The sequence below is a fragment of the Ruegeria sp. HKCCD8929 genome (assembly GCF_013031405.1).
In the GTDB taxonomy this organism is placed as follows: domain Bacteria; phylum Pseudomonadota; class Alphaproteobacteria; order Rhodobacterales; family Rhodobacteraceae; genus Ruegeria.
The window spans coordinates 91,650-110,578 of sequence record NZ_WPZY01000009.1 but is presented as its reverse complement, the minus strand read 5'-3'; the positions used below and the strand labels follow the sequence as shown (position 1 = coordinate 110,578).

The 18,929-nt window shown below is 64.2% G+C and carries 18 protein-coding genes; 11 read left to right on the top strand and 7 right to left on the bottom strand.

Annotated elements, in window-relative coordinates; genetic code table 11:
• Positions 1-123: 123 nt before the first annotated feature.
• Positions 124-555 carry a glyoxalase gene (locus tag GOX53_RS15270; RefSeq protein ID WP_171177799.1) on the top strand — a complete coding sequence of 144 codons (432 nt, stop codon included), beginning with the start codon at positions 124-126 and terminating at the stop codon, positions 553-555.
• Positions 556-763: 208 nt separating this feature from the next.
• On the opposite strand, the gene GOX53_RS15265 is transcribed toward GOX53_RS15270, so the two are convergent.
• Positions 764-1,639, bottom strand: coding sequence for a LysR family transcriptional regulator (locus GOX53_RS15265; protein ID WP_171177798.1), 876 nt, complete (start codon positions 1,637-1,639; stop codon positions 764-766).
• Between the two features lie 126 nt (positions 1,640-1,765).
• On the opposite strand from GOX53_RS15265, the gene GOX53_RS15260 reads away from it, so the two are divergent.
• The 4 genes from GOX53_RS15260 to GOX53_RS15245 are packed head-to-tail and all read left to right on the top strand — an operon-like array spanning position 1,766 to position 5,724.
• A complete protein-coding gene (locus tag GOX53_RS15260; protein WP_171177797.1) occupies positions 1,766-2,521 on the top strand; it encodes a class II aldolase and adducin N-terminal domain-containing protein in 756 nt (251 codons plus the stop codon).
• Between the two features lie 10 nt (positions 2,522-2,531).
• Positions 2,532-3,371: a 3-methyl-2-oxobutanoate hydroxymethyltransferase gene (locus GOX53_RS15255; RefSeq protein ID WP_171177796.1), complete on the top strand. Its 840-nt coding sequence runs from the start codon at positions 2,532-2,534 to the stop codon at positions 3,369-3,371.
• A complete protein-coding gene (locus GOX53_RS15250; RefSeq protein ID WP_171177794.1) occupies positions 3,350-4,666 on the top strand; it encodes a Xaa-Pro peptidase family protein in 1,317 nt (438 codons plus the stop codon). Before GOX53_RS15255 ends, GOX53_RS15250 begins: the two co-directional genes overlap by 22 nt.
• A gap of 26 nt (positions 4,667-4,692) precedes the next feature.
• Positions 4,693-5,724 carry a sterol desaturase family protein gene (locus GOX53_RS15245; RefSeq protein WP_254446579.1) on the top strand — a complete coding sequence of 344 codons (1,032 nt, stop codon included), beginning with the start codon at positions 4,693-4,695 and terminating at the stop codon, positions 5,722-5,724.
• Between the two features lie 85 nt (positions 5,725-5,809).
• On the opposite strand, the gene GOX53_RS15240 is transcribed toward GOX53_RS15245, so the two are convergent.
• The gene (locus GOX53_RS15240) at positions 5,810-6,757 is read right to left on the bottom strand and encodes a GlxA family transcriptional regulator (protein WP_171177792.1); all 948 of its coding nucleotides are present in this window, start codon (positions 6,755-6,757) and stop codon (positions 5,810-5,812) included.
• A gap of 78 nt (positions 6,758-6,835) precedes the next feature.
• Between GOX53_RS15240 and GOX53_RS15235 the strand changes: the two genes are divergently transcribed.
• The 3 genes from GOX53_RS15235 to GOX53_RS15225 all read left to right on the top strand — a co-directional run bounded on the left by GOX53_RS15235 (position 6,836) and on the right by GOX53_RS15225 (position 10,863).
• A complete protein-coding gene (locus tag GOX53_RS15235; RefSeq protein WP_171177790.1) occupies positions 6,836-7,996 on the top strand; it encodes an acyl-CoA dehydrogenase family protein in 1,161 nt (386 codons plus the stop codon).
• Between the two features lie 75 nt (positions 7,997-8,071).
• Entirely contained in the window at positions 8,072-10,087 is a 2,016-nt protein-coding gene (locus GOX53_RS15230) for an acetate--CoA ligase family protein (RefSeq protein WP_171177788.1), read from the top strand.
• Entirely contained in the window at positions 10,084-10,863 is a 780-nt protein-coding gene (locus tag GOX53_RS15225; protein ID WP_171177786.1) for a carnitinyl-CoA dehydratase, read from the top strand. Before GOX53_RS15230 ends, GOX53_RS15225 begins: the two co-directional genes overlap by 4 nt.
• 76 nt (positions 10,864-10,939) lie before the next feature.
• On the opposite strand, the gene GOX53_RS15220 is transcribed toward GOX53_RS15225, so the two are convergent.
• Positions 10,940-11,572 (bottom strand): class I SAM-dependent methyltransferase, encoded by a 633-nt coding sequence (locus GOX53_RS15220; protein WP_171177784.1) that lies wholly within the window; start codon positions 11,570-11,572, stop codon positions 10,940-10,942.
• A gap of 88 nt (positions 11,573-11,660) precedes the next feature.
• On the opposite strand from GOX53_RS15220, the gene GOX53_RS15215 reads away from it, so the two are divergent.
• The 3 genes from GOX53_RS15215 to GOX53_RS15205 all read left to right on the top strand — a co-directional run bounded on the left by GOX53_RS15215 (position 11,661) and on the right by GOX53_RS15205 (position 14,783).
• Positions 11,661-12,506: an SDR family oxidoreductase gene (locus tag GOX53_RS15215; protein WP_171177782.1), complete on the top strand. Its 846-nt coding sequence runs from the start codon at positions 11,661-11,663 to the stop codon at positions 12,504-12,506.
• A 344-nt stretch (positions 12,507-12,850) separates the two neighbouring features.
• Positions 12,851-13,609, top strand: coding sequence for a DeoR/GlpR family DNA-binding transcription regulator (locus GOX53_RS15210; RefSeq protein WP_171177781.1), 759 nt, complete (start codon positions 12,851-12,853; stop codon positions 13,607-13,609).
• Complete coding sequence (locus GOX53_RS15205) at positions 13,602-14,783, top strand: MFS transporter (RefSeq protein ID WP_171177779.1); 1,182 nt, start codon at positions 13,602-13,604, stop codon at positions 14,781-14,783. The genes GOX53_RS15210 and GOX53_RS15205 overlap by 8 nt, the downstream gene beginning before the upstream one ends.
• 119 nt (positions 14,784-14,902) lie before the next feature.
• On the opposite strand, the gene dxs is transcribed toward GOX53_RS15205, so the two are convergent.
• From dxs to GOX53_RS15185, 4 genes are read right to left on the bottom strand one after another with little or no spacing between them, the layout of a single operon-like run.
• Positions 14,903-16,834 (bottom strand): 1-deoxy-D-xylulose-5-phosphate synthase, encoded by a 1,932-nt coding sequence (dxs, locus tag GOX53_RS15200; RefSeq protein ID WP_171177777.1) that lies wholly within the window; start codon positions 16,832-16,834, stop codon positions 14,903-14,905.
• 22 nt (positions 16,835-16,856) lie between these two features.
• A complete protein-coding gene (locus tag GOX53_RS15195; protein ID WP_171177776.1) occupies positions 16,857-17,723 on the bottom strand; it encodes a polyprenyl synthetase family protein in 867 nt (288 codons plus the stop codon).
• Positions 17,724-17,966 (bottom strand): exodeoxyribonuclease VII small subunit, encoded by a 243-nt coding sequence (locus GOX53_RS15190; protein WP_171177775.1) that lies wholly within the window; start codon positions 17,964-17,966, stop codon positions 17,724-17,726.
• Positions 17,963-18,889, bottom strand: a complete 927-nt coding sequence (locus tag GOX53_RS15185; protein ID WP_171177774.1) for a histone deacetylase family protein — start codon at positions 18,887-18,889, stop codon at positions 17,963-17,965. The genes GOX53_RS15190 and GOX53_RS15185 overlap by 4 nt, the downstream gene beginning before the upstream one ends.
• Positions 18,890-18,929 lie beyond the last annotated feature (40 nt).

Here is an 18,929-nt window from a genome sequence, read left to right as displayed (position 1 = left end):
CTCAACTTTCCCGAATGCTGCGGCAGGTGCAACCCCCGCCGAGGCGGTATCGTGAAACCGTCATGAAATCTGCTTGGTCATAAGGGCTTGCGTGCCCTTGCGTGCCCGGGTCAGGGTGGGCGCATGGATTATGAGACGATAGATGCGGACGGGTTCGGCCGGTCCCTGCGCGGGATCGGGTTGAACCTGCTGGTGCGGGATGTGAAGGCGGAATGTGCCTTTTTAGAGACTGTTTTTGGGATGGAGAGCCATCAGGTGACGGCGGATTTTGCCATTGTCACCTATGGGGATCAGGTGTTTCAGCTGCATAGCGATGGCACCTATCATTCCAATCCGTTGCTGGGTTTGCTGCCGGAAAGCCCACCGCGCGGGGCGGGGGTGGAAATCCGGCTGTATGATACCGATCCGGATGCCGCCGCCGCGCGCGCCGAGGAGGCCGGTGCGATGGTTTTACAGGCCGCCGCTGACAAGCCACACGGGCTGCGCGAGGCCTATATCCTGTGTGAAAACGGATATGCGTGGGTGCCGAGCCGCCCCAAGGACCAGGTTGAGTGAAACCGAGGGGTTTGTCAGGCCCGGAATCAAGGCACGCAGTGCCGCCGGGCCGCGCCCTCCCTCCCGCATGGGAGGGCGCGGAGGCAGTGTCGCGCGCCGTTCCGCCGTCGTCTGGCGCTTTGAGATAAATCGCTGACCATTGGCGTTCCGACCGCCCACCCGAGGGAGGGCGCGGCCCTCCGTGGGCTATGAGTTGCTCGACCAGTCTCTAATCCGTTACTTCCGCCGCAATCTCCGCCCGTATCCAGTTGGCGAACGCCACCGCGCCGGGGGTTTCCTCGGCCTGTGGGGAGAGCAGCAGGTAATAGGCCTCGGGCATCGGCACGCGGTGTTCAAACGGGGCGATCAGACGACCCTCTGCGATCAGGCCGCGCGCAATGGTGTCATGGGCCAGACACAGCCCGCCCCTCGCCATCGCCACCGACAGGCTGACCATATAGGTCGTCGCATAGGTGATTGGCGGGTTGGACCAGGGTAGACCCTGATCCTCGGCCCAGCTCGTCCAGTTCGAAAGCAGGTTCGAGCAGTCATAGAGCGGCTGCATGTGCAGATCGTCCAGCGTCACCGCAAAATCGGGGGCGCAGACTGGATAGTAGTGATCGGTCCGCAACAGCTCGGTCCGCACCGTGTCGGCGGGGCGCAGGGAATAGCGGATCTCGACTGCCGCGCCCTCTGCCATCTCGCGCGGCTCCCACAATTCGGTGAAGATGTTCAACTGCACCTCGGGATGCAGCGCGCGAAAGGCCGGCAGGCGGGGGCCCAGCCAGTTCACCGCAAAGGTGATGTTGGACTGCACCTGCACCGTGTTCTGCTGATCCCCGGTTACCGCCCGCGTGCCGCGCACCAGCGTGCGGAACGCCTCGCGGACCACGGGCAGATAGGTGATGCCCGCCTCGGTCAGTTCCAGCGCACGGGGGCGGCGGTGAAACAGGGGCTGGCCCAGATAGCCCTCAAGCGATTTGATCTGCTGACTGACCGCGCTTTGCGTCATGTTCAGATCGCGCGCGGCGCCGGTAAAGGACAGATGGCGGGCGGCGGCCTCGAAGGTGCGCAGCCAGCCAAGCGGGGGGAGTGGGTTCTGCATGTGCATAACCTTGGCATAAGTTGAGCTAATGGAATAGCTGCGAATTTTTCGTTGGTCAAATTCGGGCGCGGGATGCAGGTTTTTAGATACCCGGGGAAAAGGCCCTGGCACCACGGAGAATCAGCCATGACAGTCACCAATCTGCGACCCAACATGGACCACTGGTCCGAGCGTGTGGACATGGCCGCCGCGTTCCGCTGGACGGTGCGGCTGAACATGCATGAAGGGGTGGCCAACCATTTCAGCCTGGCGGTGAACGAGGATGGCACCCAATTCCTGATGAACCCCAATCAGATGCATTTCGAGCGCATTCGCGCCTCGGACCTGCTGCTGCTGGATGCCAATGACCCGAACGTGATGGACCAGCCCGGCGCGCCGGACCCGACGGCCTGGGGGCTGCATGGCTCGATCCACCGGCTGTGCCCGCAAGCGCGCTGCGTGATGCATGTGCATTCGATCCACGCCACGGTTCTGGCCTCGCTGGCCGACAGCAACCTGCCGCCGATCGACCAGAACACCGCCACCTTCTACAACCGCTATGTGATTGACGAGGAATTCGGTGGGCTGGCCTTTGAAAGCGAGGGTGAACGTTGTGCCTCGATGCTGACCGACCCGAAGAAGAAGGTGATGATCATGGGCAACCATGGCGTTCTGGTGATCGGCAGCGACCCGGCGGATGCCTTTAACAGACTCTATTACTTCGAGCGCGCCGCCGAAACCTATATCCGCGCCTTGCAGACCGGGCAGAAGCTGCGGGTGCTGAGCCACGAGATCGCGGAGAAGACCGCGCAGGAGTTGGACGACTATCCCGGTCAGGCCGAGGCGCATATGCGTGAGATCAAGGCCATCCTCGACGCCGAAGGTTCGACCTACGCCCAATAGGGACCGCCAGATGAAGAATATCTACACATACGGCGGTCGACCGGCCCGTCGCAATCTGACCGTTGCCTGCCTGCGGGCCAACAAGGCGGCGGGGCGGAAGATGACTCAGGCCTCGGCCACCACCGAGGAAGAGGCGCGCGCCTGCGAAGAGATGGGGATCGACATGATCACCATTTCGGATCTGGACTATGACGCTGTGCGGCGCGGCGCATCTTATACGTTTATCACCTCCAGCCAGACCATGTGCCAGTATTACGCGCCGCAGGACTGCCTGACGGCGGCACTGAAGGCCGCCGAAAAGGGGGCGGATGCGATCTTTACCCCCCGCGGCATGGGCATTGTCGAACTGATCGCCAATGAAGGGCTGGCGGTGCAAGGGCATGTTGGCCTGGTGCCGCGAAAATCGACCCTGACCGGGGGATTGAAGACCTATGGCAAGACCGCGGATGAAGCGATGCAGCTTCTGGACTGGATGCGCCGGTACGAGGATGCAGGGGCGGCGGCGGTCGAGGTGGAATGCGTCGCGGTCGAGGCGTTGGAGGCGATCAACCACAAGACCTCGCTTCTGACCCATTCCATCGGCGCCGGGTCGGGCGGCGACATCATCTTTTCCTTCATGGAAGACATCTGCGGCGACGTAGAAAACCCGCCGCGTCATGCCAAGGCATGGGGCGACCTGCTGTCGCTGCGCAGGGCGATGGGGGCCGAGCGTGAGAAGGCGCTGACCGGTTTTCGCGCGGATGTGCAGTCGGGGGCGTTCCCGGATGCGGCGCATACCGTGGGAATGCTGCCGGGCGAGCATGAGAAACTCAAAGAGGCTTTGGACAAATGGACGCCCGTACATCAGTGAACGATGCCACCGACTACACCAAGCGCTTCGCGGCCAAGCCCTTGCCGCTGACGTTGGAACAGGCCGCGTGGATGACGCCGCCGACCCAACTGGTGGATACCGAGGGCATGATCGACGTCCCCCGGATGCGGCGGTATCGCCAGAACCGCCTGCGCGAGCAGATGAAGGCGCAGGGGCTGGCCGCCGTGATCCTGACCGATCCGCTGTCGATCCGCTACGCCACCGGGGTGCGCAACTGCACCCTGTTTCAGATGCACATTCATGCGGGCTATCTCTTCCTGCCCGCCGAGGGTCCGGTGATCTATTTCGACGGTGAACCGGGCCGGGACACCGGCGCGCAGCTTGAGACCATCGATGAGATCCGCGACGACCTGTTGCCACTTTCCTACATGTTCGCGGGCTACCGCCATCAGGAATGGTGCACCAAATGGGCGCAGCAAATGAAGGCACTGGTGGATGAACACTGCGGCGGCGAGACCCGGATCGGCGTTGAGCGCACCGCGCCGCTGCCACATCAGGCGCTTGAAAATGAGGGCCTAACTCTGGCCGATGCGGGTGAGGCGCTGGCCCATGCGCGCAAGATCAAGAGCCCCGAAGAAATCCTGTGTATGAACCAGACCATCGCGGTGGCCGAGGACGGCATGACCCGGATGCGCAACAATCTGGTCAACGGCATCACAGAGCAGGAGCTGTGGTCGCATATGTGGGCCGCTAATATCGAGGGCGGCGGCGAGTGGATCGACTATCGCCTGCTGGCCTCGGGCGAGCGCACCAACCCGTGGCAGCAGGAGGCCTCCAGCCGCACAATCCGGGCGGGCGATCTGGTGGTGTTCGACTGCGGCATGGTGGGCCCGTGGAGCTATGGCGCCGACATCAGCCGCGCCTACCACTGCGGGCCGGGGCGGCCCACGGATGAGCAATGCAGGCTCTATCAATACGCCCATAACGAGGTGACGCATAACGGTGCGCTTCTGCGCCCCGGCATCAGCTTTCGCGAGCTGATCGAGCAGCGTTACCGCCAGCCCGAAGAGTATAACGACCAGACCTATCCCTGCATGATGCACGGCCTCGGCATGGCCGACGAATACCCGGTAATCTACTACCCCGCGGACGAGCAGTTCCATTACGACGGAGAGCTTGAGGCCGGCATGGTGATCTGTGTCGAAAGCTATGTGGGCAAGCTTGGCGGGCATGAGGGCGTCAAGCTCGAAGACCAGTACCTCATCACCGATACCGGCGCGGTCTGCCTGTCGCGCTACCCGTTCGAAGACGCGCTCTTGTCGCGCGAGATCTGAGTTTTGGCCAAAGAGGAGATGCCAAAATGACCGGCGCAACATCGTCCCTTGATCAGCCCATCCAGCCGGTTCAGGGCGAACAGATGGAGGATATGAGCCGGGAGTGGAACTATCACCCCGGGTTGCCTCTGGAAAACTCGTCGATCTTTCGCTGGCCGCCCGATCCGGCGTTTCTGGCGGGTTGGCTGGCGAAGAACTGGCTGACGCTCAGCGAGCGAGTGCTGATGCTGATCCTCGCCGTGGCGCTGTGGTACTTCTTCTACCCGTCGCTGGAGACGGCCAAGAGTTTTGCCCTTGGCTGGATTTTCCAGATCTGGGTGGTGAATTTTGTGATGATCTTCGCCACAGCAGGCGGCCTGCACTGGTATTTCTACATGCGTAAGGGTCAGGGCAGAAAGCTGAAATTCGAGCGCCGGGATCAGGGCAAGAACAACAAACTGTGGGATTTCAGCGATCAGGTCCACGATAACATGTTCTGGTCGCTGGGCTCGGGCGTGCTGCAACTGACCGGGTTTCAGGTCGTGACCATGTGGCTGATGGCCAATGGCTATGCGCCGGTCATCACACTCGCCGAGAACCCGGTCTGGTTCCTGGCCTGGCTGGTGATCATCCCGATGTGGTCAGCCTTCCATTTCTACTGGGTTCACCGCCTGCTGCATCAGCCGTTCCTCTACAAGCGCGTGCACTCGCTGCACCACCGCAACGTGAATATCGGTCCGTGGTCGGGGTTCTCGATGCATCCGGTCGAGCATTTCATCTACCTGACCACGCTCTGTATCCACTGGATCGTGGCGTCGCATCCGATCCACCTCTATTTCCACATCGTGTTCCAGGGGCCGGGGGCGGCAATGACCCATACCGGATATGAGGACCTGCTGATCAAGGACAAGCGGCGGCTGGCGCTGGGCACCTTCTATCACCAACTGCACCACCGGTATTACGAGTGCAATTACGGCAATCAGGAGATGCCGTGGGACCGCTGGTTTGGCACGTTCCATGACGGTTCGCCTGAAGCGACTGCCGAGACCCGCGCACGCAAGAAGCGGATGTTCGGCTGATTGCCAACATCTTCAGGCCGCCGCCTGACACCTCAATGGCGGCGGCCAAAGAAAAGTTCAGCACAGGTACTCTACTCCGGACAATTCAGGCATTTGCCGACCGCATGGCGCGCGGCGATTGCCCGAATTCCGCCCGGAACGCGCGGGTCATTGCGCTGGGGTCGTCATAGCCTGCGCGCAGGGCGATCTCGGCCACGGTCAGGTCAGTCTCAGCCACCAGTTTGCGCGCCAGATTCAGGCGCAGGCGGCGATAGACCTGTGCCGGGCTTGCACCGAGATCGGCGCGCATCCGGGCTTCGAGCACCTTTTGCGTCCGCCCCACCCGGCGGGCGATCTCGGGGATGGGCAGAGGGGCCTCGAGGTTTTCCTGCATCACCGCCAGCGCGCGGTTGACATAGCCGCTGGCCGACCCAGCCCCGCCCATATGCGAGCGCGCCGAGTCGCGGGTCATGAACAGTTGCGCCACCTCCAGCGCCAACGCCTGCCCCTGATCCCGCCCGATCAGATGCATCACCAGATCGAAGGCCGCCATCGCCCCGGAGCATGTGATGCGGTTGCCATCGATCACGAAGCGCTCGCGACACGCATCCACCTCGGGGAAGCGTTCGGCAAAGCCGGTCAGCTCTTCCCAGTGAATTGTGGCGCGATGCCGGTCCAGCAGCCCGGCCTCGGCCAGCAGCCAGCTGCCTGTATCCATCCCGGCTAGCACGCCGAAGCGCCCCGCCGCCGACCGCAGCGCCGCCTGCGTGCGCCAGCCGCCATGATCCAGAAAGCCATAAGACGGCATCACCACCAGCATGTCCCCCGCCGACTGGGCGAGTATGTCGTGCGGCGAGACCTGCAGGCCCGAGGACGAGGAGACCGGACCGGGGTCCAGCGCGAGAAACCGCCAGTCATACAAGGCCCGCCCGGACAGGGTGTTGGCGGCGCGTAGGGGCTCGATCGTGTTGGCCAGGCAATGGTTCGAAAAGCCGTCAAACAGCAGCACGCCGATATGCTGCGTTGCAGAGGGAGTTTTTGACCAATCCTGCATGATGAACGTCTACTTTTGCATGATCGGTCGCGCAAGCCCCGGGCAGGATAGGTGCAACCTCATTCCCGGAGTGCAGCGATGCAATATGGCCTGACCGATGAACAGGAAATGATCGTCTCGACCGTCCGCAGCTTTGTCGAGAACGAGATCTATCCGCATGAAGAACTGGTAGAACGCACCGGTGAAGTCCCGCAGGAGATCGCGGACGAGATCAAGCGCAAGACCCTCGAGCTGGGCTTTTACGCCTGCAACTTTCCTGAAAGCGTGGGCTGCGCCGGGCTGAACCATGTTGAGTTTGCACTGGTCGAGCGTGAGCTGGGGCGCGGGTCGATGGCGCTGAACCACTTCTTTGGCCGCCCGCAGAACATCCTGATGGCTTGCGAGGGCGAGCAGGTCGAACGCTACCTGATGCCCGCCGTGCGTGGGGAGCGGATGGACGCGCTGGCGATGACCGAACCCGGCGCCGGATCGGATGTGCGCGGCATGAAATGCTCGGCGGTGCGTGATGGTGGCGACTGGGTGGTCAACGGGACCAAGCATTTCATCTCGGGCGCCGAGCACGCGGATTTCATCATTGTGTTCATCGCCACCGGCGAGGATCAGACGCCGAAAGGGCCGAAAAAGCGGATCACTGCGTTTTTGGTGGACCGCGGCACGCCCGGTTTCACCATCCGCGACGGCTACAAATCGGTCAGCCACCGTGGTTACAAGAACATGGTGCTGGAATTCGACGATTGCCGCCTGCCTGATGCGCAGGTTCTGGGCGAGGTCGATGGCGGGTTCGAGGTGATGAACACTTGGCTCTACGCCACCCGCATCACGGTTGCCGCCATGTCCGTGGGCCGGGCGCGCCGGGCTTTCGACTATGCGCTGGACTATGCCGCCACGCGCGAGCAGTTCGGGCAGAAGATCGGCAAGTTTCAGGGCGTGTCGTTCCAGATCGCCGACATGATCACCGAGATCGACGCCGCCGATCTGCTGACACTCGCCGCCGCGGACCGGCTGGACAAGGGGCTGCCCGCCAATCGCGAAATCGCGTCGGCCAAGCTCTACGCCTCGGAAATGCTGGCGCGGGTGACCGATGCGGCGATCCAGATCCATGGCGGGATGGGGCTGATGGACGACTATCCGTTGGAGCGGTTCTGGCGCGATGCCCGGGTCGAACGAATCTGGGACGGTACCTCGGAAATTCAGCGCCACATCATCAGCCGCGACCTGCTGCGCGCGTTGGGGGCGTGAGGATGGGGATCGTATCGCGCTGGCGCGCGATGCCTCCGGCGGGCGTATTTTTCGCAAGAAGAAGCGGGGGCGTTCATGCGTGATCTGAGCCGTGTGCTGCGTCCCCGGTCGCTGGCGGTGATTGGCGGCGGTGCGTGGTGTGCCGAGGTCATCCGGCAGGCGCGGAAGCTGGGATTTGAGGGCGCGATCTGGCCGGTGCACCCAAAAGCCGCAGAGGTTGCGGGGGAGCAGGCTTATGCCGCGCTGGGGGAGCTGCCGGATGCTCCGGACGTGGCCTTTGTCGGGATCAATCGCCGCGCGACGATCGAGGCGGTTGCCGAGTTGGCGGAGATGGGGGCAGGCGGTGCCGTCTGTTTCGCCTCGGGCTTTACCGAGGCTTTGGCCGAGGATGCCGGGGCCGCCGATCTGCAGGCGCAGTTGATCGCGGCGGCGGGCGGTATGCCGATCCTCGGGCCGAATTGCTACGGTTTCGTCAACGCGCTCGACCGCGTGGCAGTCTGGCCGGATCAGCATGGGATGCGGCCGGTTGAGCGGGGCGTGGCCATTCTGACGCAAAGCTCGAACATCGCCATCAACATGACCATGCAGCGCCGCGCCCTGCCGCTGGCGGTGATGATGACCTGCGGCAATCAAGCCCAGACCCATCAGGCCGAGATCGCCATGGCCCTGCTGGACGATCCGCGCATCACCGCGATTGGCGTTCACATCGAGGGATTCGGCGATCTGCGCAAGTGGGAGTCGCTGGCGGCCAAGGCGCGGGAGCGCGACGTGCCGATCGTGGCACTCAAGGCCGGGCGCTCGGCGCAGGCGCGGGCGGCGACGGTGTCGCACACGGCCTCGCTGGCCGGGGATGACGCAGGAGCACAGGCGTTTCTGGACCGGCTGGGGATTGCGCGGCTTGAGGATGTGCCGGGGTTTCTTGAGACCCTGAAGCTGTTGCACGTGACCGGGCGGCTGGAGAGCAACCGCATCGCCTCGATCAGCTGTTCGGGTGGTGAGGCGAGCCTGATCGCGGATATGGCGGTGGGACGGGATCTGGAGTTTCCGCCGCTGACGCAGGCGCAGCGGAATGCGCTGAGCGCGGCCCTGGGGCCGATGGTGGCGCTGGCAAATCCGCTGGATTACCACACCTACATATGGCGCGATGCGCCCGCGATGGCGCGGGCCTGGGCCGGGATGACAGGGCCGGAGATCGGGATGACCCTGTCGATTGTCGACTACCCGCACACCGATGCCGCCGACTGGTCCTGTGCGACGCGAGCGGCGCAGAGCGTCGTGGAACAGACCGGGCGGCCCTTCGCGGTGGCGGCATCGTTGCCCGAGCTGATGCCCGAGGATGTGGCCCAGGAATTGATAGCAGGCGGCGCGGTGCCGTTTGCGGGGCTCAACGAGGCCCTGGCGGCCGCCGAGGCCGCTGCGCGGCCTGTGCCTGCCCCATCGGCGCCGGTATTGCTGCCGGGGCAGGATGAAGCCGATGTGATCCTGACCGAAGCCGAGGCCAAGGCGGCGCTGGCGGAATACGGTCTGACCGTGCCGCGCAGCTGCGAGGTGCGGGCCTGTCAGGCGGTCGAGGCTGCGTCACATCTGACGGCGCCGTTTGCGGTCAAGGGGATCGGCCTGGCCCATAAATCCGAATATGGCGCCGTGCAGTTGGGCATCGGTGCCGACGGCGTCTGCGAGGCCGCCAGAGGTGTCGGCACCGCCATGGTGCTGATCGAAGAAATGACGACCGGTACTGTGGCCGAGTTACTGGTCGGCATCACACGTGATCCGGCGCACGGGTTTGTGCTGACGCTGGGGGCAGGCGGGGTGATGACCGAAATACTGTGCGATACGGTCTCACTGCTGGTGCCGTCGGATCGCACAGCCATACGCGCCGCGTTCGAGCGGCTGGCCTGTGCCCCCCTGCTCGCCGGGTATCGCGGCAAACCGGGGGCCGACATGGACGCGCTGCTGGACGCCGTCGAGGCGGTGCAGGCCTATGTGGTTGCCAATGCGGCCAGCGTCAGTGAAGTTGAAATCAATCCGCTCATCTGTACCGCTGACGGGGCGGTTGCGGTGGATGCCCTGATCCGAAAGGCAAGCTCATGAACCCTGTGAAGACCAAGCGCGATGGCGCCATTCTGGAGGTCACGCTGGACCGGCCCAAGGCCAACGCAATCGATCTGGCCACCAGCCGGGTCATGGGCGAGGTGTTCCGTGATTTCCGCGATGACCCCGAGCTGCGGGTGGCGATCCTGACCGGGGGCGGTGAGAAATTCTTCTGCCCCGGCTGGGATTTGAAGGCTGCGGCGGAGGGCGATGCCGTGGATGGCGACTATGGCATTGGCGGTTTCGGTGGCCTGCAGGAGCTGCGGGACATGAACAAGCCGGTCATTGCCGCGGTGAACGGCATTGCCTGCGGCGGCGGGCTGGAACTAGCGCTGAGCGCGGACATGATCCTGGCCGCCGATCACGCGAGCTTTGCCCTGCCCGAGATCCGGTCAGGGACCGTGGCGGATGCGGCGAGCGTCAAGCTGCCCAAGCGCATCCCCTATCACATCGCCATGGAGCTGCTGCTCACAGGCCGCTGGTTCGACGCGGCAGAGGCGCATCGCTGGGGGCTGGTGAACGAGATCGTCGCCGCCGACCAGCTGATGGACCGGGCCCGGGAGTTGGCGCGTCTGCTGGCGAGCGGGCCGCCGCTGGTCTATGCCGCCATCAAGGAGATCGTGCGCGAGGCGGAAGACGCCAAGTTTCAGGACGCGATGAACAAGATCACCAAGCGGCAGTTGCGGACGGTGGATGTTCTTTATGGCTCCGAGGACAATTTGGAAGGCGCGCGCGCCTTTGCTGAGAAGCGGGACCCGGTTTGGAAGGGGTGCTAGGGGGCTCTGCCCCCGTCCCGGCAAGCCGGGACTCCCCCGGGGATATTTTCAAACAGAAGAAGGGGCTGGAGTTCGCTCAGGATTTTTCGAAAAGGGCGATGAAGGCGGTGTCGTCTTTGTTGTCTCCGGCGGCGAGGTCGCCGTAGATGCGGACCTGGGGTAGTTTGAGGTTCTCGATCTGGTCCTGTTCGAGGGCACGGAGGGCGTCGGCAAAGCCCTTGGCCTCGAAATGCTTAGTGTTGATCGACAGCGCGAATTGGGCGCCGTGGCGGGCGACGCGGAGCAGGGCAGACAGAGCTTCGGGGCCGACATGGCCATGGGTGAAAGTCCCGGATGAGACGATGCCGGAATAGCTTTCGCGCGGGACCGGGATGCCCTCGTTCAGGTCGGCCTCGATGGCGTCGCGGTAGATGTCCTTGCGCATGGCCTGATCCAGCATTTCGGCGCTGATATCGGTGGCATCGATGGGGCCGACACCCAGACCCGCCAGCACCGCGCCGCAGAGGCCGGTGCCCGCGCCCACGTCAAGCACAGGACCCTGCCCCCCGGCGCCGACAAAGGCGCGGGCGGTGTGGATGTGCAACTGGTAATCCTCGCGCGCGGCAAAGCTCTCGTCATAATCCCCGGCCCACTCGGCATAGAGCCGTTTGTGGTCCTCGGGGCTTTCCAGCGAATAAGCCGTGCGCAGGTCGGGTGTCTTGTCGCTCATGTTTTCATCAAAGGCCGAAGGGGGGATTCGAATCAAGTGCGTCCATCGGGCGCTTGCATCCGCTCGCGGGGCGGCCCATCAAGGACGCATGACAGGCACGCTTCTATCCTTTGGACATGGCTATTCCGCCCGCGCGCTGTCGCGCCTGCTGGCGCCACAGGGCTGGCGGATCACCGGCACCACGCGCAATCCCGAGCAGGTGCAGGACATTCGCGCCTCGGGTGCTGAACCGGTGGTCTGGCCGGGTGAGGAGCCGTCGCTAGAGGGGGTGAGCCATGTGTTGATCTCGACCGCGCCGGGTGCGGCGGGCGATCCAGTTCTGGCGGCGCTGGGTGAGGAGATTGCCGCGCGGGCGGGGCAGTTTGAGTGGGTGGGGTATCTTTCGACCACCGCTGTTTACGGGGATCATCAGGGTGGCTGGGTGGATGAGACGACGCCTCCGGCGCCGACGGCTGAGCGGGGGCGCTGGCGGGTGAAGGCGGAGGAACAGTGGGCTGCTGTTGATGGATTGCCGTTGCATATCTTTCGTTTGGCGGGGATTTATGGGCCGGGGCGGGGGCCGTTTTCGAAGCTGCGTCGGGGTGGGTTGCGGAGAATTATAAAGCAAGATCAGGTATTTAGCCGCATTCACGTGGACGATATCGCGCAGGTTTTGGCGGCTTCGATGGCGCGGCCTGATGCGGGGGCGATTTATAATGTTTGTGATGATGAGCCGGTGCCGCCGCAAGATGTGATCGGGTATGCGGCCGAGTTGCAGGGGCTGCCGCTGCCGCCTGCGGTGCCGTTCGAGGAGGCTGACATGACTCCGATGGCGCGCAGTTTTTATAATGAAAACAAGCGGGTGCGGAATGACCGGATCAAGGAGGACCTGGGGGTCGAGCTGATCTATCCGAATTATCGGGTGGGGCTGGAGGCTCTGGTGGATCAAATCTGATCGCCTGAAACCCGGGGACCGAACGGGAGCCTCTTGCTCCCGGTTCAGGGCGAATTGTCCGGTTTGTACAGGGTGCCAGAGGGGTGTGTGCCGTTTTGTACATGTTGCGACGGGCGGAACTTTGGGCATTTCACGCCGATCTTCCCTACGCTCGGTGCTCACGGAACATCTGATCGATGTTCGGGAGACCGTCATCAGTCGAAAGGCCTAAATGGCGGTTCTGAGCTCAGAGTGACCGCTGCTGCCCGGCGAATAAATAGCCGCTTTGGCGGGCACAATCGCCAATCGGATTCGAGTTTTTGCAGTGACTTGCAATTTTCCGCAAAATCACGCATGTCACTGCAATGCTCGATCTTAACAACCCGCTTACCCGACAGAACGTCTTGCGCGAAAGGCTCGACGTGGGCGCTCCCCTCGTTGCAGCGTCCATTGCAGCAGAACTTGGCGTATCCATCGACACAGTGCGCCGCGACCTGATCGCTCTTGAGCGGCAAGGGTTGGTCCGCCGCGTCCGTGGAGGCGCGGTACCTACCACGGCCCCGATGCCTCCTTACATCGCCCGTGCCGAAGAACCCGATCCCATTCTTGGAGCTTTGGCTGAACGCGCGGTACAGCTGGTGCCAGAGGACGGCACCGTGTTCTTCGACGCGGGCACAACTATGAATGCGATTGCCGCCCGTATTCCACAGAGCTTTCGTGGTCTTATTGTGACGGCGGCGCCCTCGGTCGCACTTGCCGCATTGAATGCAGGAGCCCGGGTGCATCTCGTCGGAGGCGCCCTTTGTCCCGAGGGGGCCATGTCGACGGGTGGTCAGGCGGAGGCGGCTGTGACTGCAATTGCGGCGGACCTCTGTATGCTCGGGGCCTGCGGGCTTTGGCCCGACTTCGGGCTGAGCGCCGAGGATGCCGGAGAGGCAGGTGTTAAGCGCGCAATGGCGAGAGCTGCGACGCAGATTGTGGTCGTCACTTCAGCGACGAAGCTGGACCGGCTTGGGCGCCATCGTGTGCTCTCACTCAACGAAATTGACGCGCTGGTCACGGATGCATCGGATCACGCGACGAACCCATTCGCGGAGGCAGGAATGGAGGTATTCCATGTCTGACGGTGTAGTGCGGGACGGTGATGCCGTCGAAGCTTTGTGGGCGGATGCTGAATGGCGCGCCGTTGTCGCCGCTTTCGCGCTTAACGGATTTCTGTTCGGTGCCTGGGCTGCACGCGTACCGGCCTTCAAGGACGGTTTCGGTCTCGCCCCCGGCACTCTGGGCCTGCTTCTCCTTGCTCTGGCCGGGGGTGCCATCGCGGCATTCCCGCTGGCCGGCGCCTTGTCGGAGCGGTGGGGCGCACCCAGGCTCACCGTGCGCTGCGCGTGGGTTTACATACCTGCGTTGGTCCTTCTTACAGTTGCCCCGACGCCGCTGGCACTTGGGGTGACATTGGCAATCTTCGGCGCGTTGCACGGCGCCATGGACGTGGCCATGAACGGATGGGGGGCCCGGGTGGAAATGCGCACGGGGCGCAGCACAATGTCGGTGTTTCACGCCATGTTCAGCCTCGGAGCAGGGCTTGGTGCTGCCAGCGGCTTCGCCGCCGCCCATTTTGGCCAAGGGCCCAGCGAACACTTCGCTGCTGTGGCACTTGTCGGCGGAGCGGTCGCACTTGCGGTGATGCTTCCCGCATCGAGGTCGAACGATGCTGCGGCCAGTTCAGCCTCCGGCACTCTATTTGCACTGCCATCCGGACCACTCCTCCTCGTCGGTCTCATCGCTTTTGCGGTGTCGATGGGTGAGGGCGCCATGGCTGACTGGAGTGCCGTCTTTTTGCGGGTCGCAGCCGAGGCGACCGAGGCGCAGGCTGCGCTCGGATACGCGGTCTTCAGTGCGGCGATGGTCTTGATGCGTCTCTGCGGCGGCCTTCTCGTAGAGCGCTTTGGCGCCGTCGCCACCGTTCGTGCGAGCGCGTCGACAGCCGCCTTTGGCCTTGCAATCGCAATCATCGGCCAAAGCGTTCCGATGGTTCTCATCGGCTTCACGTTTACAGGGCTTGGCTATGCCGTCGTCATGCCGCTCGTCTTTTCCCGCGCGGCGCGGGACCCCCACGTGGCCGCAGGCCCTGCCATCGCCAGCGTGGCCACCTTAGGCTACGGCGGCATGCTGCTTGGACCGCCGATCATAGGATTTGCCGCCCAAGTCACTGGTATGCGCTTGTCTTTTACCCTCCTCATGGGGTTGGCGCTTCTCGCTACGGTTTTGGCGGGACGGTTGAGGGTGCAGGGTTAAGGGCGGTACTTCAGGAGGCGTTGTGTTCGCATCGCTTTGCAAGGCGCGCACGGAAGATAGTATCGGACTTGCCGAAGCGATCATGCGCTTCGCCCGCTTTCAAGGCATGCCCCAAACCTCTACGCCCGCTTTTCCCCGATCTGCGCTACGCCCAGAACCTCAAGCACCTTGGCTTCGATGTGCTCGGCATTCATGCCCGCCACGGCATACATGTCCGCCGGGCTGGCCTGGTCGATGAAGGTGTCGGGCAGGACCATTGAGCGGTATTTGAGGCCGTGGTCGAAGACGCCCTCGTCCGCCAGCAATTGCGCCACGTGGCTGCCGAAGCCGCCGATGGCGCCCTCTTCTATGGTGATCAGGGCCTCGTGTTCGGAGGCCAGCCGCAGGATCAGGTCTCGGTCCAGCGGTTTGGCGAAGCGGGCGTCGGCGATGGTGGGGGTGATGCCCTTTGCGTCAAGCGCCTCGGCGGCGTTTTGCACCTCGGCCAAGCGGGTGCCGAAGGACAGGAGGGCCACGCGGGCGCCCTGTTGGATCATGCGGCCCTTGCCGATTTCCAGCACCTCGCCGCGTTCGGGCAGGTCTACGCCCACGCCTTCGCCGCGCGGGTAGCGGAAGGCGATGGGGCCGTCGTCATGGGCGGCGGCGGTGGCGATCATGTGCATCAGCTCGGCCTCGTCTGCGGCGGCCATGACCACCATGCCGGGCAGGTTGGCAAGGTAGGCGATGTCGAACGAGCCCGCGTGGGTGGCGCCGTCCGCGCCCACCAGTCCGGCGCGGTCGATGGCGAAGCGCACGGGCAGGCGCTGGATCGCCACGTCGTGCACGACCTGATCGTAGCCGCGTTGCAGGAAGGTGGAATACATCGCGCAGAAGGGTTTCAGCCCGCCGGCGGCGAGCGCGGCCGAGAAGGTGACGCCATGCTGTTCGGCGATGCCCACGTCGAAGCAGCGCGACGGGTAGCGCTCGGCAAAGAGGTTCAGCCCGGTGCCGTCCGGCATCGCGGCGGTGACGGCGACGATCTTGTCGTCGCGGGCGGCCTGATCCACCAGTGTGTTGCCGAAGACCGAGGTGTAGGAGGGCGCGTTCGAGGGCGCCTTTTTCTGCTCGCCCGTCACAACGTCGAACTTGGCGGTGGCGTGGCCGCGGTCGCGGGCGGCCTCGGCGGGGGCGTATCCCTTGCCCTTTTTGGTCAGCACGTGGATCAGGATCGGACCGGTGGCGCGGGCCTTGACGGTGCGCAGAACCGGCAGGAGCTGGTCCATGTCGTGCCCGTCGATGGGGCCGAGATAGGAGAAGCCAAGCTCTTCGAACAGGGTGCCGCCGACGGCCATGCCCTTGAGCATCTCCTTGGCGCGTTTGGCGCCTTCGCGGAAGGGTTCGGGCAGCAGCGAGACGGCGCCTTTGGCGGCGGCTTTCAGCTCCTGAAACGGTTCTTCTGCGTAGAGGCGCGAGAGGTAGTTGGACAGCGCGCCGACCGGCGGGGCGATGCTCATCTCGTTGTCGTTGAGGATAACGATCAGGCGCTTTTTCAGGTGGCCCGCGTTGTTCATTGCCTCGAAGGCCATGCCGGCGGACATCGAGCCGTCGCCGATCACGGCAATCGCGTCGCCCAGCCCTTCGGGCGTCACGCCGCCCAGGTCGCGGGCGACGGCGAAACCAAGCGCGGCGCTGATCGAGGTTGAGCTGTGGGCGGCGCCGAACGGGTCGTATGGGCTTTCGCTGCGTTTGGTGAAGCCGCTGAGGCCGTCCTTCATCCGCAGGGTGCGGATGCGGTCGCGGCGTTCGGTGAGGATCTTGTGGGGGTAGCACTGGTGGCCGACGTCCCAGACGATCTTGTCACGCGGGGTGTCGAACACTGCGTGCAGCGCCACGGTCAGTTCCACCACGCCCAGACCTGCGCCCAGGTGACCGCCGGTGACCGAGACCGCCGAGACGGTTTCCGCCCGAAGCTCGCTTGCCAACTGGGTCAGTTGGGCATCCGAGAACTGCTTGAGGTCCGCGGGGCGGTTCACAAGGTCCAGCAGGGGGGTATTCGGGCGGTCAGACGTCATGTTTTCGGCGCGTCCCTTACGGCTAGCTGTCGCGGGCAATAACGAAGCGGGCGGCCTCCTTCAAGGTTTCCGCGCGCGGTCCGTATCCGTCAAGCGCCGCGCAGGCCTGATCCACCAGCTCTGCCGCGCGGGCCCGTGCCGCGTCCAGACCCAGAAGCGAGACAAAGGTGGCCTTGCCCGCCTCGGCGTCCTTTTGCAGGCGTTTTCCGGCCTTTTCCGCGTCGCCCTCGACATCCAAGATGTCATCGGCGATCTGGAAAGCAAGCCCCAGCGCGCGGGCATATTGGCGCAACTGTTCGGGATCTGCCCCAGCCAGCCGGGCGCCTGCGCAGGCCGACCATTCGATCAATGCGCCGGTCTTGCCCGCCTGCAGGCGGGTGATTTCATCAAGCGTGAGAGGTGCGGAAGCGGTTTCGGCAGCGATATCCAGCGCCTGTCCCAGCACCATGCCCTGCGCGCCGCTGGCCTGCGCCAATGTCAGCGCCAGATCGGCGCGGACCTCCGCGGGGCCGGTCTCGGGCCGGGCGCACAGCTCGAATGCCAGCGTTTGCAGGGCGTCCCCGGCCAGAACGGCGGTGCCCTCGTCCCATTTCACATGTACCGTGGGTTTGCCCCGGCGCAGATCGTCATCGTCCATGCAGGGCAGGTCGTCATGAACCAGCGAATAGGCGTGCAGCGCTTCGATCGCGGTTGCGGGCCAGATCGCGCGGGCCACGTCCACGTCATGCAACCGGGCGCTTTCGAGTACCAGAAACCCGCGCAGGCGTTTGCCGCCCCGCGTGGTATAGGCCATGGCCCGCGTCACATCGAGATCGTCCAGCGCGCCCAGAACCAGATCGAACTGGTCCTGAATCTGCGCCGCATCCTGCGCCAGTTGTTCGCGAAACATTTACTGGCCTTCGACAGGCTGGGTCCCGGTGGGTTCGCCCTTGGCGTCCAGCGTGATCGCGGCCACCTTTTCCTCGGCGCGCTTCAGCTCATCCTCGCAGCGTTTCTTGAGCGCGGCACCGCGTTCATAGAGCGCGATGGACTGGTCCAGCGCCACGTCGCCGCGTTCCAGCTGGCCGACCACGGCCTCAAGTTCCTTCATCGCCTGTTCGAAGGTCATCTGATCAACGGGTGTCTCGGTCATTGGGCAGCCTTCATCAGTTCTTGCACATGCGCGCGCGTTGCCGCGGCCAGCGCGTTCAGATCATACCCGCCTTCGAGAGTCGAGACGATACGTCCGTCGCAGACCTCGCGGGCAATCGTGCACAGCTCGGATGTGATCCACGCGAAATCCTCGGTTTCCCAGTTCAGATTGGCCAGCGGATCGTCGGCATGGGCGTCGAACCCGGTAGAGATCACGATCAGCTCGGGGCGGAAACTGCGCAGGCGTGGGAAAGCCTGATCGCGCCAGGCCGCGCGCATCTCGGCCCCGCCGGTGTTGGGGGCCAGCGGCAGGTTCAGCACATTGCCATGGGCGCCGGTTTCGTCCGGGCGACCGGTGCCGGGCCAGAGCGGCATCTGTTGCGAGGTTATGACCAGCGCGCGCGGCTCGTCCCACAGTAGGTCCTGCGTGCCGTTGCCGTGATGCACGTCGAAATCCACCACCGCCACGCGGGACAGCCCGTGGTGATCGAGCGCATGTTTTGCCGCAAGTGCCGCGTTGCCGAACAGGCAGAACCCCATGGCGGTGGATGTCTCGGCATGGTGCCCCGGCGGACGCACGGCGCAGAAGGCGTTGGGCGCCTCGCCACCCATCACCATGTCCACCGCCCGCACCACGGCGCCCGCCGCGCGAAAGGCGGCATCGACCGAGCCCGGGGACATGAAGGTATCGCCGTCGATCTGGGTGAACCCCTCTGCGGGCCGGGCATCGCGGATGTCGCTCAGGTACGAGGCCGGATGGATTCGCAGAATGTCATCGTCAGCCGCCAGCGGCGCGGTCACCCGGTTCAAGTCCAGCGGCTCCAGCGCGTGCAGGATGTGCTCCAGCCGCGCCACCCGTTCGGGATGGCCGGTGGGGGTCACATGGCCCAGACAATCGGCATGGGTGATCAGGGCTGTTTTCATCGGGGTCCCTTATACGTTGGGCTGAGGCTATCGGAGACGG